We start from the raw sequence: 17,040 nt of genomic DNA on the forward strand, positions 1-17,040 counted from the left end.
AAATTTTGCACTCACGCAGAGGGCCAACGTCGTCCCTCGGCACCTTGCACATGCCACATGACGACGACGGGAGAGCCGATGCGTACGCCGCGCCAGCCGTCCCAGCATTCCACGAACACCCACCTGAACTGGTCGTTCATGGATGCTCGCCCTGCCGCGCAGGGTATGTACGACCCCCGCGACGAGCACGACGCCTGCGGCGTCGGCTTCGTCGCCACCCTCACCGGCGAGGCGTCCCACACCCTGGTCGAGCAGGCCCTCACGGTCCTGCGCAACCTCGAACACCGCGGTGCCACCGGCTCCGAGCCGGACTCCGGCGACGGCGCCGGAATCCTCTCCCAGGTCCCCGACACCTTCTTCCGCGAGGTGGCCGGATTCGCACTCCCCGAGGCCGGCGGTTACGCCGTCGGTATCGCCTTCCTCCCGGAGGACGGCACCGACGACGCCGTCGCCCGTATCGAGGAGATCGCCGCCGCGGAGGACCTGACCGTCCTCGGCTGGCGCGAGGTGCCGGTCGCGCCCGAGCTGCTCGGCGCCACCGCCCGCTCGACGATGCCGCTCTTCCGGCAGATCTTCGTCACCGCCGGTGAGCGCAAGGGCATCGACCTCGACCGCAAGGCGTTCGTGCTGCGCAAGCGCGCCGAGCGCGAGGTGGGCGTCTACTTCCCGTCGCTGTCCGCGCGGACCATCGTCTACAAGGGCATGCTGACCACCGGCCAGCTCGAGCCCTTCTTCCCGGACCTGTCCGACCGCCGCTTCGGCTCCGCGATCGCGCTGGTGCACTCCCGGTTCTCCACGAACACCTTCCCGTCGTGGCCGCTCGCCCACCCGTACCGCTTCGTCGCGCACAACGGTGAGATCAACACCGTCAAGGGCAACCGCAACTGGATGCGCGCCCGTGAGTCCCAGCTGGTCTCGGACTTGTTCGGCACCGGCAAGGAACTCGAGCGCATCTTCCCGGTCTGCACCCCCGACGCCTCGGACTCCGCCTCCTTCGACGAGGTCCTCGAACTGCTGCACCTGGGCGGGCGCTCGCTGCCGCACTCCGTGCTGATGATGATCCCGGAGGCGTGGGAGAACCACGACTCCATGGACCCGGCCCGGCGCGCGTTCTACCAGTACCACTCCACGATGATGGAGCCCTGGGACGGCCCCGCCTGCGTCACCTTCACCGACGGCACCCAGGTCGGCGCCGTACTCGACCGCAACGGACTGCGCCCCGGCCGCTACTGGGTCACCGACGACGGCCTCGTCGTCCTCGGCTCCGAGGTCGGCGTCCTCGACATCGACCCGGCGAAGGTCGTCCGCAAGGGCCGTCTGCAGCCCGGCCGCATGTTCCTGGTGGACACCGCCGAGCGCCGCATCATCGAGGACGACGAGATCAAGGCCGCCCTGGCCGCCGAGCACCCGTACGCGGAGTGGCTCGAGGCCGGCGAGATCGAGCTGCCCGACCTGCCCGAGCGTGAGCACATCGTGCACACCCACGCCTCGGTCACCCGCCGCCAGCAGACCTTCGGCTACACCGAGGAGGAACTGCGCGTCCTGATCGCGCCGATGGCCAAGGCCGGCGCCGAGCCGATCGGCTCCATGGGCACCGACTCCCCGATCGCCGCGCTGAGCGAGCGCCCCCGCCTGCTCTTCGACTACTTCACCCAGCTGTTCGCCCAGGTCACCAACCCGCCGCTGGACGCGATCCGCGAGGAACTGGTCACCTCCCTGCGCTCCCCGCTGGGCCCCTCCGGCAACCTGCTGGAGCCGAACGCGGCCTCCTGCCGCAGCGTCGTCCTTCCCTTCCCGGTGATCGACAACGACGAGCTGGCCAAGCTCATCCACATCAACGCCGACGGCGACATGCCCGGCTTCAAGGCCGCGACCCTCTCCGGCCTGTACCGGGTCTCCGGCGGCGGCGACGCGCTCGCCGCCCGCATCGACGACATCTGCGCCGAGGCCGACGCCGCCATAGAGAACGGCGCCCGCCTGATCGTCCTGTCGGACCGGCACTCCGACGCCGAGCACGCGCCGATCCCGTCGCTGCTGCTCACCGCGGCCGTCCACCACCACCTCATCCGCACCAAGCAGCGCACCCAGGTGGGCCTGCTGGTCGAGGCCGGCGACGTCCGCGAGGTCCACCACGTCGCCCTGCTCATCGGCTACGGCGCCGCCGCCGTCAACCCGTACCTGGCGATGGAGTCCGTCGAGGACCTCGTCCGCGCGGGCACCTTCCTGCCCGGCATCGAGGCCGAGAAGGCCATCCGTAACCTGATCCACGCCCTCGGCAAGGGCGTCCTCAAGGTCATGTCCAAGATGGGCATCTCCACCGTCGCCTCCTACCGCGGCGCCCAGGTCTTCGAGGCCGTCGGCCTCGGCGAGGCCTTCGTGGAGAAGTACTTCAACGGCACCGCCACCAAGATCGGCGGCGTCGGCATCGACGTCGTCGCCCAGGAGGTCGCCGCCCGCCACGCCAAGGCGTACCCCGCCTCCGGCATCGCGCCGGCGCACCGCGCGCTGGAGATCGGCGGCGAGTACCAGTGGCGCCGCGAGGGCGAGCCGCACCTGTTCGACCCGGAGACGGTCTTCCGCCTCCAGCACTCCACCCGCTCCGGCGAGTACGACATCTTCAAGAAGTACACCGAGCGGGTGAACGAGCAGTCCGAGCGCCTGATGACGCTCCGCGGACTCTTCGGCTTCACGTCCGGCCGGGGCCCGATCCCGGTCGACGAGGTCGAGCCGGTCTCCGAGATCGTCAAGCGGTTCTCCACCGGCGCCATGTCGTACGGCTCCATCTCCCGCGAGGCGCACGAGACCCTCGCCATCGCCATGAACCAGCTGGGCGGCAAGTCCAACACCGGTGAGGGCGGCGAGGACCCGGAGCGCCTGTACGACCCGGCCCGCCGCTCCTCCATCAAGCAGGTCGCCTCCGGCCGCTTCGGTGTGACCTCCGAGTACCTGGTCAACTCCGACGACATCCAGATCAAGATGGCCCAGGGCGCCAAGCCCGGCGAGGGCGGCCAGCTGCCCGGCCACAAGGTCTACCCGTGGGTCGCCAAGACCCGTCACAGCACTCCCGGTGTGGGGCTCATCTCCCCGCCGCCGCACCACGACATCTACTCCATCGAGGACCTCGCCCAGCTGATCCACGACCTGAAGAACGCCAACCCCAAGGCGCGCATTCACGTCAAGCTGGTCTCCGAGGTCGGCGTCGGCACGGTCGCGGCGGGCGTCTCCAAGGCCCACGCGGACGTGGTGCTCATCTCCGGCCACGACGGCGGCACCGGCGCCTCCCCGCTGACCTCGCTCAAGCACGCGGGCGGCCCCTGGGAGCTCGGCCTCGCCGAGACCCAGCAGACCCTGCTGCTCAACGGCCTGCGCGACCGGATCGTCGTACAGACCGACGGCCAGCTGAAGACCGGCCGTGACGTGGTCATCGCCGCGCTGCTCGGCGCCGAGGAGTTCGGCTTCGCCACCGCCCCGCTCGTCGTCTCCGGCTGCGTCATGATGCGCGTCTGCCACCTGGACACCTGCCCGGTCGGCATCGCCACCCAGAACCCCGTGCTGCGCGACCGCTTCTCCGGCAAGGCCGAGTACGTCGTCAACTTCTTCCGGTTCATCGCCCAGGAGGTCCGCGAACTCCTCGCCGAGCTGGGCTTCCGCTCCATCGAGGAGGCCGTCGGTCACGCCGAGGTCCTCGACGTGACCCGCGCGGTGAACCACTGGAAGGCACAGGGCCTGGAGCTCGCGCCGCTCTTCCACGTGCCCGAGCTGCCCGAGGGCGCCGCCCGTCACCGGACCGTCGCCCAGGACCACGGCCTGGAGAAGGCGCTCGACAACGAGCTGATCAAGCTCGCCGCCGACGCGCTCTCCGCCGCCGGCGCCGAGGACGCCCAGCCGGTGCGCGCCCAGGTCGCCATCCGCAACATCAACCGCACGGTCGGCACCATGCTCGGCCACGAGGTGACGAAGAAGTTCGGCGGCGCGGGCCTGCCCGACGACACCATCGACATCACCTTCACCGGCAGCGCCGGCCAGTCCTTCGGCGCCTTCGTCCCGCGCGGGGTCACGCTGCGCCTGGAGGGCGACGCCAACGACTACGTCGGCAAGGGCCTGTCCGGCGGCCGTCTCGTGGTCCGCCCGGACCGCGCGGCCGACCACCTCGCCGAGTACTCGACCATCGCCGGCAACACGATCGCGTACGGCGCTACCGGCGGCGAACTGTTCCTGCGCGGTCGTACCGGCGAGCGGTTCTGCGTCCGCAACTCCGGTGCGCTGGTCGTCTCCGAGGGCGTGGGCGACCACGGCTGCGAGTACATGACCGGCGGACACGCCGTCGTCCTCGGCGAGACCGGGCGCAACTTCGCGGCCGGCATGTCCGGCGGCGTCGCCTACGTCATCGACCTCGACCGGGACAACGTCAACGCCGGCAACCTGGACGCCGTAGGGGCCCTGGACGACGCCGACAGGCAGTGGCTGCACGACGTGGTCCGCCGGCACCGGGAGGAGACGGGCTCCACCGTCGCCGAGAAGCTGCTCGCCGAGTGGGACACCGCCGTGGAGCGCTTCAGCAAGATCATCCCCAGCACGTACAAGGCAGTGCTCGCCGCCAAGGACGCCGCCGAGCGAGCCGGTCTCTCCGAGACCGAGATCACCGAGAAGATGATGGAGGCGGCGATCAATGGCTGATCCGAAGGGCTTTCTGAACCACGGCCGCGAGGTCGCCAGGTCCCGTCCGGTCGAGGAGCGCAGGAAGGACTGGAACGAGGTCTACGTCCCGGGCTCCCTGCTGCCGATCATCAGCAAGCAGGCCAGCCGGTGCATGGACTGCGGCATCCCCTTCTGCCACAACGGCTGTCCGCTCGGGAACCTCATCCCCGAGTGGAACGACTACGCCTACCGCGAGGACTGGGGCGCCGCCTCCGAGCGGCTGCACGCCACCAACAACTTCCCGGAGTTCACCGGCCGCCTGTGCCCCGCTCCGTGCGAGTCGGCGTGCGTGCTCGGCATCAACCAGCCGCCGGTCACCATCAAGAACGTCGAGGTCTCGATCATCGACAAGGCGTGGGAGACCGGTGACGTCGCCCCGCAGGTCCCCGAGCGCCTCTCCGGCAAGACCGTCGCCGTCGTCGGCTCGGGCCCGGCCGGCCTGGCCGCCGCCCAGCAGCTGACCCGGGCCGGCCACACGGTCGCCGTGTACGAGCGCGCCGACCGCATCGGCGGCCTGCTGCGCTACGGCATCCCCGAGTTCAAGATGGAGAAGCGGCACATCAACCGCCGTATCGAGCAGATGCGCGCGGAGGGCACCAAGTTCCGCACCGGTGTGGAGATCGGCCGCGACATGCCGGCCACCGCGCTGCGCAAGCGGTACGACGCCGTGGTCCTCGCCGTCGGCGCCACCACCGCGCGCGACCTGCCCGTGCCGGGCCGCGAGCTCAAGGGCATCCACCAGGCCATGGAGTACCTGCCGCTGGCCAACAAGGTGCAGGAGGGCGACTACGTCGCCCCGCCGCTGTCGGCCGAGGGCAAGCACGTCGTGGTGATCGGCGGCGGTGACACCGGCGCCGACTGCGTGGGCACCGCCCACCGCCAGGGCGCGGCCTCCGTCACCCAGCTGGAGATCATGCCCCGCCCGAACGACGAGCGGAACCCGGTCGCCCAGCCCTGGCCGACCTTCCCCATGCTCTACAAGGTCACGTCCGCCCACGAGGAGGGCGGTGAGCGGGTCTACTCCGTCTCCACCACCCACTTCGAGGGCGACGAGGACGGCAACGTGCAGTGGCTGCACTTGAGCGAGGTCGAGTTCGTCGACGGCAGGCTGACGCCGAAGCCGGGCACCGAGCGCAAGATCCCCGCCCAGCTCGTCACCCTCGCCATGGGCTTCACCGGCACCGACCGGGACAACGGGCTGGTCGACCAGTTCGGCCTGGACCTCGACGCACGGGGTAACATCGCCCGCGACGCCGACTTCCAGACCAATGTGCCCGGCGTGTTCGTCGCCGGTGACGCCGGCCGCGGCCAGTCGCTCATCGTGTGGGCGATCGCCGAGGGCCGTTCGGCCGCCCGCGGCTGCGACCGCTTCCTGACGGGAGCGAGCGAGCTGCCGGCCCCGATCCGCCCGACGGACCGCGCGCTGACGGTCTGATCCCGAGGGATCACCAGACGTCCCGTACAAAGGCGTACGGAACACACAGGTGGCGCCTGCCCGCCAGTCCCCGACCGGACGACTGGGCAGGCGCCTCCGCATGTTCAGGGCAGCCGGTAGTGGTCCCCGTACATCTCCCACACCAGCGGGGTGTCCAGGCCCAGGTTCCCGGCCTCCAGGAACCGGCGCTGGGCCGTGTCGACGCGGGCGGTGTCGCGGTCCGGGTACCGGGTCAGCATGGCCTCGCGGCGGATGTCCAGGAAGGCGTCCAGATACTCCTCCTCGAAACCGCCCGCCGCCGGTGTCTTCGCCTGCCTCAGCGTGTGCTCCCGCAGCGCGTAGAAACCGTCCGCGTCCGTGTCGGGGCCGTGGAAGACCATCGCGTCGAAGTACACGAACTGGCCGAGCGTCCCCAGACCGTCCAGCTTGGCGAGCCGTACGGCCGGCTCGAAGTAGAGGCGGTCGCGCTCCGCCTCCTGCGCCGCGCGGAACGCCGGAACCTCTCCCTCCGCCTCCCAGGCGGCCGTGAAGCCGGGATCGAGCCCCTCGTGGGAGTCCGAGCCGTCGACCTCCCGCAGGGCGGGCAGATAGGACGCCAGGCCGTTGTCCGGGTGCTCCTCGGTGTAGGCCTCGACCAGCATGAGCAGATCGTGGGTGCCGGTGCAGAAGCCGATGATGCCCGCCGTGTACCCGCAGCCGTCGCCCTCGTCCTCGATGGCGCCGTACGTGGTGCGCCAGTCGGTGGTGGAGTGCTCGGCGCTCGCCACCAGCCGCTGCGCCAGCTCCTTCTTCGCGGGCGCGGCGAGACCCGCCGGCAGATCGGCGACGACCGCGTCGTCCTCCGCCCGCTCCTCCTCCCGCTTCTCCTCCGCCCGGTCCTTGGCGTCCTCCCGCGCCGACTGCGCAGCGGCCGCGGTGGGCGCCGGCGGCGCGTCGGCCGAGCCCGACGGCAGGACCAGGTAGAACCCCGTCGCGATCACGGGAACGGCCGCGATCAGCAGCACACCGGCACGCTTCACCGGGGGATCCCCCCGCCCGTCAGCTCGGACACCTTGACCACGGCGGCCACCCCCAGCACCACCACCAGCAACACACACGCGCCCACCTGCACCAGCGTCCGCCGCCCGTCCCGCGGCGCGTACGCGAACGCCAGCGCCACCGCGCCGCCCGCCAGCAGCCCGCCGAGGTGCCCCTCCCAGGACGTGACGACCGCGGAGATCACCAGCCACAGCAGCAGCCCCGCCATGAACCGGTTGACCTGGCTCATGTCGGCCCCGACCCGCCGGGCCATCACGTAGTACGCGGCCCCCACCCCGAAGATCGCGCCGGACGCGCCGACCACCGCGTCCTCGGGCGCGATCACCAGCACCAGCACCGAGCCGCCCAGCGCCGACAGCAGATACAGGGCGAGGTAGTGCACCCGGCCCAGCATCGGCTCGACCAGCCGGCCCAGATTCCACAGCGCCAGCATGTTCATCACGATGTGGGCGATCCCGAACGTGCCCTCGGTGGGCGGCAGATGCAGGAACGCGCCGGTCAGCAGCCGGTACCACTCCCCGCCCACCAGCCCCTCCGGACTGAAGCCCCCCGGGTACGGGTCGACCCACAGATAGTGCTCGCCGCCCGGCCCGAGCAGTCCCGCGCCCACCATCGCGAACCGGTCCACGATCTCCGGCTTCGCCACCTCCGCCAGATACACCAGCACATTGACGACGATCAGTACGTACGTCACGACCGGCACCCGCGACACCCGGCCGCCCACCAGGGTGCGCGCCTGCCGGACGGACCGCGCGCCCTCCTTCACACAGTCCGGGCACTGGTGGCCCACGGCCGCCTCGCGCATGCAGTCCGGGCAGATGTACCGCTCGCAGCGGGTGCAGCGGACATGGCACTCCACCTTGGGATGGCGGTAGCAGGTGGTCACGGTGGACTCGGAATCCACGGGCCGGCTCCTCGGGACGGTCGGGACGGAAATGAGCCGGTGGGGACGGCGGCGAACAAAATATCGAACACGGGGGAGCCGGGCGAGTGCCGGGGTGCCGTGCCGTACCCTCGGGGCCAGTTCCGGTGACCCAGGGGGAGTCGAGTGGCCGCGATAAGCCTGCGCAAGATCGAGGAGACCGCGCCCGCGCTGGTCAGCCTCTACAAGACCGCCGGAGTCTCACTCACCAAGCACGGCCTGGACGGTCTGCGCGCCGCCGTCTACCTGGTGGTCGACTACTCCGGCTCGATGAGGCCGTACTACGACGACGGCAGCGTGCAGGCGCTCGCCGACCGCGTGCTGGGCCTGTCCGCGCATCTCGACGACGACGGCACCGTCCCGGTCGTCTTCTTCTCCACCGACGTCGACGCCGTCACCGACATCGCCCTCGCCGGCCACCGGGGCCGGATCGAACGCATCGTGTCCGGCCTCGGCCACATGGGCAGGACCAGCTACCACCTGGCGATGGACGCGGTCATCGACCACTACCTCGACAGCGGCTCCACGGCCCCGGCCCTGGTGATCTTCCAGACCGACGGCGGCCCGGTCAGCAGACTCGCCGCGGAGAAGTACCTCTGCAAGGCGGCCCGCCTCCCCCTCTTCTGGCAGTTCGTCGGCTTCGGGGACCCGGACAGCAAGCAGTTCGACTACCTGCGCAGACTCGACGACCTGGCGGTCCCCGCGAAGCGGGTCGTGGACAACGCGGGCTTCTTCCACGCGGGCGAGAACCCGTCCGAGGTCTCGGACGCGGATCTCTACGACCGCCTGGTGGGCGAGTTCCCCCAGTGGCTCACGGCAGCACGAGCACAAGGAATCGTGGGGTAGGCGGCAGCGCCCCGAAGGGGCGCGGGGCCGCACCGGTCCGCGGCGCCGCCGCGTGGACGCGACCAACCCCCACGCACCCGCACCCGCACCGCACCCGACAACGCTACGTATCACACTCCAAAACGGTGCGGCACAACCCGCACCGCACCCGCACGCGCCCGCGAACCTCCACCCGGATCCGCTGATGGCACGTAGGACAGGCGAACGAAACCCGCAGGGAACCGTCTTCCGCGGAACCGAAGTCGTAGGGCCCCGCCGGCTCAGCCACCGGACGGTGATCCTGTGCATGCCGCCGGTCCCGGGCGTACCGTCGCCGCCCCACCCACCCGGCGGAAAGGAGCGGAGGCCGCTCGAGATCCCCGCGGGCCGCCGCCAGCCCCTTCGTGTACGCCGTATAGGCCTGCGCACTGGTGAACCACACCGAAGGATCCTCCCCGAACACCAGCGACCGCTTCGCCAGCACGTACCCGAACTCCTCCGGCGTGAGATACCCCAGCTTCTGCGACGACGCCCCGTCCTCCCGGAACGCGTCCAGCAGCAGCCACCCCGCCCCCAGATACGTCGCCGTCGTGTCCGTCAGGATCTCGTTCTCCCGCGTCCCCGGGAACGACAGGTCCAGCCGGTGCAGATACACATGCGCCACCTCGTGCGCCAGCGCCGCCCCGATGTCCCGCCGGTGTGTGCGGAACCGGTCGTTCAGCTCGACGAAGTACTCGGGCCCGGCCGTCAGTTCCACGTTCGCCGCGTGCGTCATCTCCCGGAAGCCCACGATCAGCCGCGCGTCCGGCAGCCGGTAGTGCCGCACCAGCTCACGCGCCACCCGCTGCGCCCCCAGATACAGATCGTCCGTGTCGCAGAACGCCACATCGGCCGGCGCCACACTCACCGAGAACGCGCGGACCGTGTCGTACGACAGGCGCCGGTACAGCGCGGTGACGGCCGCCCGCACCGTCTCCAGATGCGGGTAACCGTGCTCGACCGGTCCGCCGTTCGCCACGTCTCACCCCCGGACGCCCTGAACCCCGTTCCACTGTACGGGCCCGTAGGCTGAACCCCCATGACCACCAGCAACACCACCACCGGTGACGCCGACCCCGCGGTCCGCGAGGAGCTCGCCCGGCTGCGCGACAGCATCGACAACATCGACGCCGCCGTCGTCCACATGCTGGCCGAACGTTTCAAGTGCACCCAGCAGGTCGGCCGGCTCAAGGCCGAACACCGGCTGCCGCCCGCCGACCCGGGCCGCGAGGCCCGCCAGATCACCCGGCTGCGCGCCCTCGCCGAGAACGCCAAACTCGACCCGGCCTTCGCCGAGAAGTTCCTGGGCTTCATCATCGCCGAGGTGATCCGCCACCACGAGCGCATCGCCGACGGCGCCACGCCCTCAGCGAACCGCGGCACAACCTCCTCCCCCGGGGAGTGACACGGCCGCCCGCGCGGGGCATGCTGCGCTGTGCACTCCTTGTCGGCTGACAAGCACCATCCGTCAGCACCCGGACACCCTTCCGGTCCCTTGCGAGGAGGGACGTGCCGCATGCCGCCGAACGCCCGCATCCTCATCGTCGACGACCACGAAGACACCCTCTACGCCCTGGAAAGCGCCCTGGCCCCGCTCGGCCACCTGCTGGGCCGGGCCACCAGCGGCGACGAAGCGCTCAAGCAGCTCCTGCGCGGAAACGTCGGCCTGCTCCTCCTCGACGTCCACCTCCCCGGCACCGGCGGACTCGACGTCGTGCGCTACATGCGCCGCCTGGAACAGACCCAGCTCATCCCCGTCGTCCTGCTCACCGGCTTCGTCCGCGACCCCCAGCTGGGCGCCGCCGCCTACGCCCTCGGCGTAGCCGACCTCGTCACCACACCGGTCGACCCCTGGGCGCTGCGCACCAAGATCCGTCATCTCTACGACGCACACCAGCGCCATCTCGCCCTGGAGCGGGAGATCCGCGCCCTGCGCGCCCGCCTCGACGAACGCCCCGGCACCCCCGTACCGCCCGCCCTGCCCCACCCGCACGCGCACACGTCGCCTTCGCAGCCCACAGGGGCGCACACCGGGAAGCTCGAACGAGACCGGACATAGGGTGCGTACCCGATCCGCCCCTGTCCCCCCGGCGACCGGATCAGGCAGCATGGCCCGCATGTCCGTACTGACGCGCGACGAAGCGCAGAACCGAGCACGACTCCTCGACGTCCACCGCTACACGATCGAACTCGATCTGACCACCGGCGACGAGACGTTCGACTCCCGCACCCTGATCACGTTCAGCGCCCGTACGGACGCGGACACCTTCGTCGAGCTCAAGCCCGCCGAGCTGCGCTCCGTCACCCTCGACGGACAGCCCCTGGACACCGACTCCCTCGACGGCAACCGGCTGCCCCTGAAGAACCTCACCGCCGGCGCTCACGAACTGCGCGTCGACGCGAGCATGCGCTACTCCCGCACCGGGGAGGGCATGCACCGCTTCACCGACCCCACCGACGGCGAGACCTACGTCTACACCCAGCTGTTCCTCGACGACGTCCAGCGGGTCTTCGCCGCCTTCGACCAGCCCGACCTCAAGGCCGTCTTCGAGCTGACCGTCACCGCCCCACGGCACTGGACCGTCCTCGCCAACGGCATCACCGAACACACCGGAGACGGCGTCTGGCGGGCCGCCGCCACCCCGCTGATCTCCACCTACCTCGTCGCCGTCGCCGCCGGACCCTGGCACTCCGTACGCACCGAGCACCGCGGACTGCCCTTCGGCATCCACTGCCGCCGCTCCCTCGCCCCCCACCTCGACACGGACACCGAAGAACTCCTCGACATCACCCGCGCCTGCTTCGACCGGTACCACGAGAAGTTCGAGGAGCCGTACCCCTTCGACTCCTACGACCAGGCCTTCGTGCCCGAGTTCAACGCGGGCGCCATGGAGAACCCCGGACTGGTCACCTTCCGTGACGAGTTCGTCTACCGCTCCGCCGTCACCGACACGGAGCGCCAGACCCGTGCCATGGTCATCGCCCACGAGATGGCCCACATGTGGTTCGGCGACCTCGTCACCCTCCGCTGGTGGGACGACATCTGGCTCAACGAGTCCTTCGCCGAGTACATGGGCTACCAGACCCTCACCGAGGCGACACGCTTCACCGACACCTGGACCGACTTCGGTGTCACCCGCAAGCCCTGGGGCTACGACGCCGACCAGCGGCCCTCCACCCATCCCGTCGCCCCCAAGGACGTCGAGGACACCGCCTCCGCCCTGCTCAACTTCGACGGCATCTCCTACGCCAAGGGCGCCTCCGCGCTGCGCCAGCTCGTCGTCTGGCTCGGCGAGAAGGACTTCCTCGCCGGCATCAACACCCACTTCCAGCGACACCGCTTCGGCAACGCGGGCCTCGCCGACTTCATCGACTCCCTCGCCTCCGCCACCGAACGCGACGTCCACGCCTGGGCCGACGCCTGGCTGCGCACCACCGGCGTCGACACCCTCGTCCCGGAGCCGAGGCACGGCGACAACGTCTACTGGCACCTCGACATCACGCACCACGGGGACCCCGGGATCTGGCTGGCACCCGACCCCGACAAGAGCCTCCCCGGTATGACGCACGTCGGCACCATGGTCTCCGCCGGCAGCAAGCGGCCGCACCGCGTCGCCATCGGCGTCTACGACCACGACCTCCACGACGCCGCCCGGCTCATCCTGCGCGACCGTATCGAGGCCGACCTCCCCGCCGACCAGAACGTCTCCTTCAGCCCCGGCGGCACCCGCCCCGCCCTCGTCGTCCTCAACGACGGCGACCTCACCTACGCCAAGATCCGCTTCGACGCGGACTCCCTGGACACCCTGCGCGGCCGTCTCTCCGGCCTGCCCGACGCCCTCACCCGCGCCGTGGTGTGGAACGCCCTCAGGGACGCCGTCCGCGACGGCGACCTGCCCGCCGGCGACTTCCTCGACATCGCCCGCACCCACCTCCCGCACGAGAGGGATCTCGCCCTCGTCCAGGGCGTCCTCGCCTTCGCCTCCGTCCACATCGCCGGCCGCTACCTCACCCCCGGACAGCGGCCCGCCGCCCTCGCCACCCTCACCGCCCTGTGCCGCGACCTCATCCGCCGCACCGAGGACGGCGACAACCCCGGCCTGCGCCTCATCGCCGTACGCCAGTTCATCGAGGTCGCCGCCCACCCCGACACCATCGCCGCCTGGCTCGCCGACGGCACCGTCCCCGGCGGACCCGAACTCGACCCCGAACTGCGCTGGCGCGTCCTCGCGCGGCTCGCCGTACTCGGCGCCACCGACGAGAGCGTCATCGCCGCCGAACTCGAACGCGACCCCAGCGCCACCGGCCAGGAGGGCGCCGCCCGCTGCCGCGCCGCCCTCCCCGACGAGGACGCCAAGGCCCGCGCCTGGGAGGCCATGTTCGGCTCCGACGACCTGTCCAACTACCTGTTCACCGCCACCGCCCAGGGCTTCTGGCAGCCCGAACAGGCCGACCTCGTACGCCCCTACGTGTCCCGCTACTACAAGGCGGCCGTGGCGGTCGCCGCCCGCCGCGGCCCCGCCATCGCCGAAGCCGCCGGACGCTGGGCGTTCCCCGCCCACGCCGTCGACGCCGAGACGCTGAAGCTCGGCGAGAAGTGCCTGCGCAAGGCCGACCCCATCCCGGCCCTGCGCCGCAAACTCGCCGACCAGCTCGACGATCTGCGCCGCGCCCTGCGCGTCCAGCAGGCGTAACACGGCACACACCGCTCGAAGGGGACGTAACCCCTTCGAGCGGTGATCGCCGGACTTCTCGGCCGGCGCCGGCCGCGCCCGCCAAGCTGAACCTCCCGCGCTCCGGAGGACAGCCCATGAACACCCCGCCCCACGACCTCGTCGGCATCGGCATCGGCCCCTTCAACCTCTCCCTCGCCGCGCTGGCCGATTCCCTCCCCGGACTGGACACCGCCTTCTACGACCAGAACCCCCGCTTCACCTGGCACCCCGGCCTGCTCCTCGACGACGTCACCGTCCAGGTCCCCTTCCTCGCCGACCTCGTCACCCTCGCCGACCCCACCAGCCCCTGGACCTTCCTCAACCACCTCAGAGCCCGCGAGCGCCTCTACCCCTTCTACTTCGCCGAGCGGTTCCACATCCGCCGCACCGAGTACGACGCCTACTGCCGCTGGGTCGCCGACCGCCTCCCCGCCCTGCACTTCGGCCACCGCGTCGACACCGTCCGCTGGGACCCCGAACACGCGCTGTTCCAGGTGGACTTCACCCGGCCGGGCCCGGAAGGGCGGACCCGCCGGGTGCACGCCCGGCACCTCGTCCTCGGCGTCGGCACCGAACCCTGGGTGCCCGAGCCCCTGCGGCCCCTCACCGACACCCCCGGCGCCCCCGTGATCCACGCCGACGACTACCTCACCCACCGCGACAGGCTGCTCGCCGCAGGCCACATCACCGTCGTCGGCACCGGACAGTCGGGTGCCGAGGTCTTCCTCGACCTGCTCCGCCACCGCCCCACCGGCCGTGAACGGCTCCACTGGACCGGCCGCACCCGGGCGTTCGCCCCCATGGAGTACTCCCGGCTCGGCCTCGAACAGTTCACCCCCGACCACACCCGCTACTTCCACGCCCTGCCCGAGACCGTCCGCGACCGCCTCGTCCCCGCCCAGTGGCAGCTCCACAAGGCGATCGACGCCGGCACCATCGACGCCATCCACGACGAGCTCTACCGGCGCACCCTCCACGGCGACTGGCCCGACACCGTCCTCACCCCCGCCGTCCGGATCCGCGCCGCCGCCCGCCTCGGTCCCGACCGCGTCGAACTCCACCTCGAACACACCCAGCAGGGCACCCGCAGCCGCCTCACCACCGACGCCGTCGTCCTCGCCACCGGCCACCGCCCGCGCCCCCTGGACCACCTCCTGGCGCCCCTCGACCCCCATCTGCGCCGCGACCGCGCCGGCCGGCCGCGCGTCGACGCCCACTTCCGCCTTGACCTCGGCCCCGCCGTCACCGGCGGTGTCTACGTCCAGAACGCCGGACTCCACACCCACGGCGTCGGCACCCCCGACCTCGGACTCGCCGCCTGGCGCAGCGCCGCGATCCTCAACCACCTCACGGGCCGGCCGGTCTACCCGGAGCCCGCCCGCACCGCCTTCACCACCTTCGGACTGCCCCCGGACACACCACAGGTCCCGCCCGCCCGGCAAGCCGCACGGCTCACCCCACTGGCGGACGGGACCTGAGTCACCCGGTCAGAACACCGGCGTACCGTCCCGCGTCAGCCTCCAGTCCACCGACGCGAAGTCCACCGGATCCAGCACACCCCTGGCCGTCACCCACTCCGCGATCCGCGTCCGGATCTCCGTCGACTCCGACCACAGCTCCTTCGCCGACGCCACGTGCGGGAACGCGCCGCCGCCGTTCGCGCGGTAGTTGTTCACCGCGAACACGAACTCCTGGGCGTCGTCCAGAGGAGCGCCCCCGTACGTCACGTTCCTGATCCGCGACCCGGCCGGCTGCGCGATGTCGATGTCGTACCGCACCCCCGACACATAGTCGTAGTTGTAGTCCGGACGGCCGCCCGCGTTCGTCAGCTTCTCCACGTCCACCGCCGCACCGGCCGCGGTCCGTACGAAGTACTCCGCCGAGTACTCCAGGTACGCCCGCACCTGCGCGCCCGTCATCAGCTTCGCCACCAGCGTGTTGTCGTACACGTACAGGCCCGACAGGTCCCGGATCGTCACCTCGCCCGCCGGGATCTCGGACGTCCGCGAGAAGGGCGACGCCTGCGACAGCACCGGCAGCGACGCGTACTCCGTACCGGCGAGGGCCGCCTTGACGACGTCCTCCTGCACCTTGCCGATCAGATCGATGATCGGGGCGTCCATGTAGCGGGCGTCCACCGTCGTCAGCGTCTCGGTCGCCGACCCGACCACCTGATTGACGTACGCCACCACCTGGGCGTGCTCGTCACGCAGCAACCGGGTGATCCTCGGGTCGTCCTCCACCGACGCCGCGTCCCGGAGCGACGCCCTGACCGACTCCACCCGCCAGCGGCCGCGCTCGAAGGACAGCTCGAAGTCGAACAGCGTCAGCCGCTCGGCGTAGCACAGCGGCTCCGACAGCACGACCTCCCGGCCCGTCTCCTCGTTGACGACCCGCAGCTCCGCGATCTCCTGGTGCGCGTGCCCGACCAGGATCGCGTCGATCCCCGGCACCAGCCGCGCCACGTTCGCCGCCGCGTTCTCCACGTACGGCAGCTGGTCACCGTACGACGACGTCCCCGACGAGCCCGAGTGCGCCGACACCACCACCACGTCGGCGCCCATCGACCGCAGCTTCGGCACCCACTTCGCCGCCTGCTCCTCAAGCCCCGGGAACGTCAGCTTCCCCTGCACATACGCCTTGTCCCAGATCGCGATCCCGGGGTTCGTCAGCCCCAGCACCGCCACCTTCACCGGCGGAGCGCCCTTCACCTGGAACGTCTTGACGAAGTACGGCGGGAAGGCCGGCTTCAGCGTCTTCGCGTCCAGCGCGTTCGCGCCCAGCAGGGGGAAGTCGCACTGCTCCTCGAACTTCCGCAGGGTCTCGATGCCGTAGTTGAACTCGTGGTTGCCGAGCGCCACCGCGTCGTACCCGATGGCGTTCATCGCCTGCGCCATCGGATGCACCGGACCGCCCTCGGCGGTGATCGGGTCCACCTTCGCGAAGTAGTACGTCAGCGGGGTGCCCTGGATGGTGTCGCCCGCGTCCAGCAGCAGCGTGTTGCGCCGGCCCTTCTCCGTACGGACCCGGTCCACCAGCGTCGACACCCGGGCCAGACCCTGCGCGTTGCCGGCCGCGTCCGTGTACTCGGCGTCCTTGAAGTAGTCCCAGTTGAAGACATGACCGTGCAGATCGGTCGTGCCCATCACGGTCAGCGCGTACCGCTTCACCGGCTTCCTCCCGTGACCCGCCCCGGCGTCCGCCGCCGCCTCGGCCGTGGGGGCCGCCACCGTGCCGGTCAGCGCCACCCCCGCCCCCGTCACGGCGGACCTCTTCAGAAACTTCCGGCGGTTCAACGGCATGTCAGGACTCTCCTCGGACAACGACGAACAACGCGCGTAGATTCGCCCGACGATTCTGACCTGAAC

11 protein-coding genes are annotated in these 17,040 nt (G+C 70.9%); 7 read left to right on the top strand and 4 right to left on the bottom strand.

The genetic code is table 11. The features are described 5' to 3' along the window. The first annotated feature begins 78 nt into the window (after positions 1 to 78). Both gltB and IF28_RS0133280 read left to right on the top strand, forming a co-directional pair. Entirely contained in the window at positions 79 to 4,677 is a 4,599-nt protein-coding gene (gene gltB, locus IF28_RS0133275) for a glutamate synthase large subunit (protein WP_078621602.1), read from the top strand. Beyond that, complete coding sequence (locus IF28_RS0133280) at positions 4,670 to 6,133, top strand: glutamate synthase subunit beta (protein WP_030228421.1); 1,464 nt, start codon at positions 4,670 to 4,672, stop codon at positions 6,131 to 6,133. The genes gltB and IF28_RS0133280 overlap by 8 nt, the downstream gene beginning before the upstream one ends. A 104-nt stretch (positions 6,134 to 6,237) precedes the next feature. Here the strand turns inward: IF28_RS0133280 and IF28_RS0133285 are convergent, their stop codons facing one another. After that, positions 6,238 to 7,152, bottom strand: a complete 915-nt coding sequence (locus tag IF28_RS0133285; RefSeq protein WP_030228423.1) for a chitosanase — start codon at positions 7,150 to 7,152, stop codon at positions 6,238 to 6,240. Continuing rightward, positions 7,149 to 8,075: a rhomboid family intramembrane serine protease gene (locus IF28_RS0133290; RefSeq protein ID WP_030228425.1), complete on the bottom strand. Its 927-nt coding sequence runs from the start codon at positions 8,073 to 8,075 to the stop codon at positions 7,149 to 7,151. The genes IF28_RS0133285 and IF28_RS0133290 overlap by 4 nt, the downstream gene beginning before the upstream one ends. Before the next feature lie 144 nt (positions 8,076 to 8,219). On the opposite strand from IF28_RS0133290, the gene IF28_RS0133295 reads away from it, so the two are divergent. Beyond that, positions 8,220 to 8,939, top strand: coding sequence for a vWA domain-containing protein (locus tag IF28_RS0133295; RefSeq protein ID WP_030228427.1), 720 nt, complete (start codon positions 8,220 to 8,222; stop codon positions 8,937 to 8,939). Positions 8,940 to 9,042: 103 nt separating this feature from the next. Here the strand turns inward: IF28_RS0133295 and IF28_RS0133300 are convergent, their stop codons facing one another. Next, positions 9,043 to 9,936, bottom strand: a complete 894-nt coding sequence (locus IF28_RS0133300; RefSeq protein WP_030228429.1) for a hypothetical protein — start codon at positions 9,934 to 9,936, stop codon at positions 9,043 to 9,045. Positions 9,937 to 9,996: 60 nt separating this feature from the next. Here IF28_RS0133300 and IF28_RS0133305 point away from each other — a divergent pair, with 60 nt between their 5' ends. The 4 genes from IF28_RS0133305 (at position 9,997) to IF28_RS0133320 (ending at position 15,150) form a co-directional block, all read left to right on the top strand. After that, positions 9,997 to 10,362, top strand: coding sequence for a chorismate mutase (locus IF28_RS0133305; RefSeq protein ID WP_030228430.1), 366 nt, complete (start codon positions 9,997 to 9,999; stop codon positions 10,360 to 10,362). Positions 10,363 to 10,473: 111 nt separating this feature from the next. Next, on the top strand, positions 10,474 to 11,016 hold the full coding sequence (locus IF28_RS0133310) for a response regulator (protein WP_030228431.1): 543 nt from the start codon (positions 10,474 to 10,476) through the stop codon (positions 11,014 to 11,016). Positions 11,017 to 11,065: 49 nt separating this feature from the next. Further along, the gene (pepN, locus tag IF28_RS0133315; protein ID WP_030228432.1) at positions 11,066 to 13,651 is read left to right on the top strand and encodes an aminopeptidase N; all 2,586 of its coding nucleotides are present in this window, start codon (positions 11,066 to 11,068) and stop codon (positions 13,649 to 13,651) included. A gap of 116 nt (positions 13,652 to 13,767) precedes the next feature. After that, on the top strand, positions 13,768 to 15,150 hold the full coding sequence (locus IF28_RS0133320; protein WP_030228433.1) for a lysine N(6)-hydroxylase/L-ornithine N(5)-oxygenase family protein: 1,383 nt from the start codon (positions 13,768 to 13,770) through the stop codon (positions 15,148 to 15,150). A gap of 9 nt (positions 15,151 to 15,159) precedes the next feature. On the opposite strand, the gene IF28_RS0133325 is transcribed toward IF28_RS0133320, so the two are convergent. After that, positions 15,160 to 16,974, bottom strand: a complete 1,815-nt coding sequence (locus IF28_RS0133325) for a bifunctional metallophosphatase/5'-nucleotidase (RefSeq protein WP_030228435.1) — start codon at positions 16,972 to 16,974, stop codon at positions 15,160 to 15,162. Positions 16,975 to 17,040 lie beyond the last annotated feature (66 nt).

The organism is Streptomyces sp. NRRL WC-3626 (assembly GCF_000718785.1).
Taxonomy (GTDB): domain Bacteria; phylum Actinomycetota; class Actinomycetes; order Streptomycetales; family Streptomycetaceae; genus Streptomyces; species Streptomyces edwardsiae.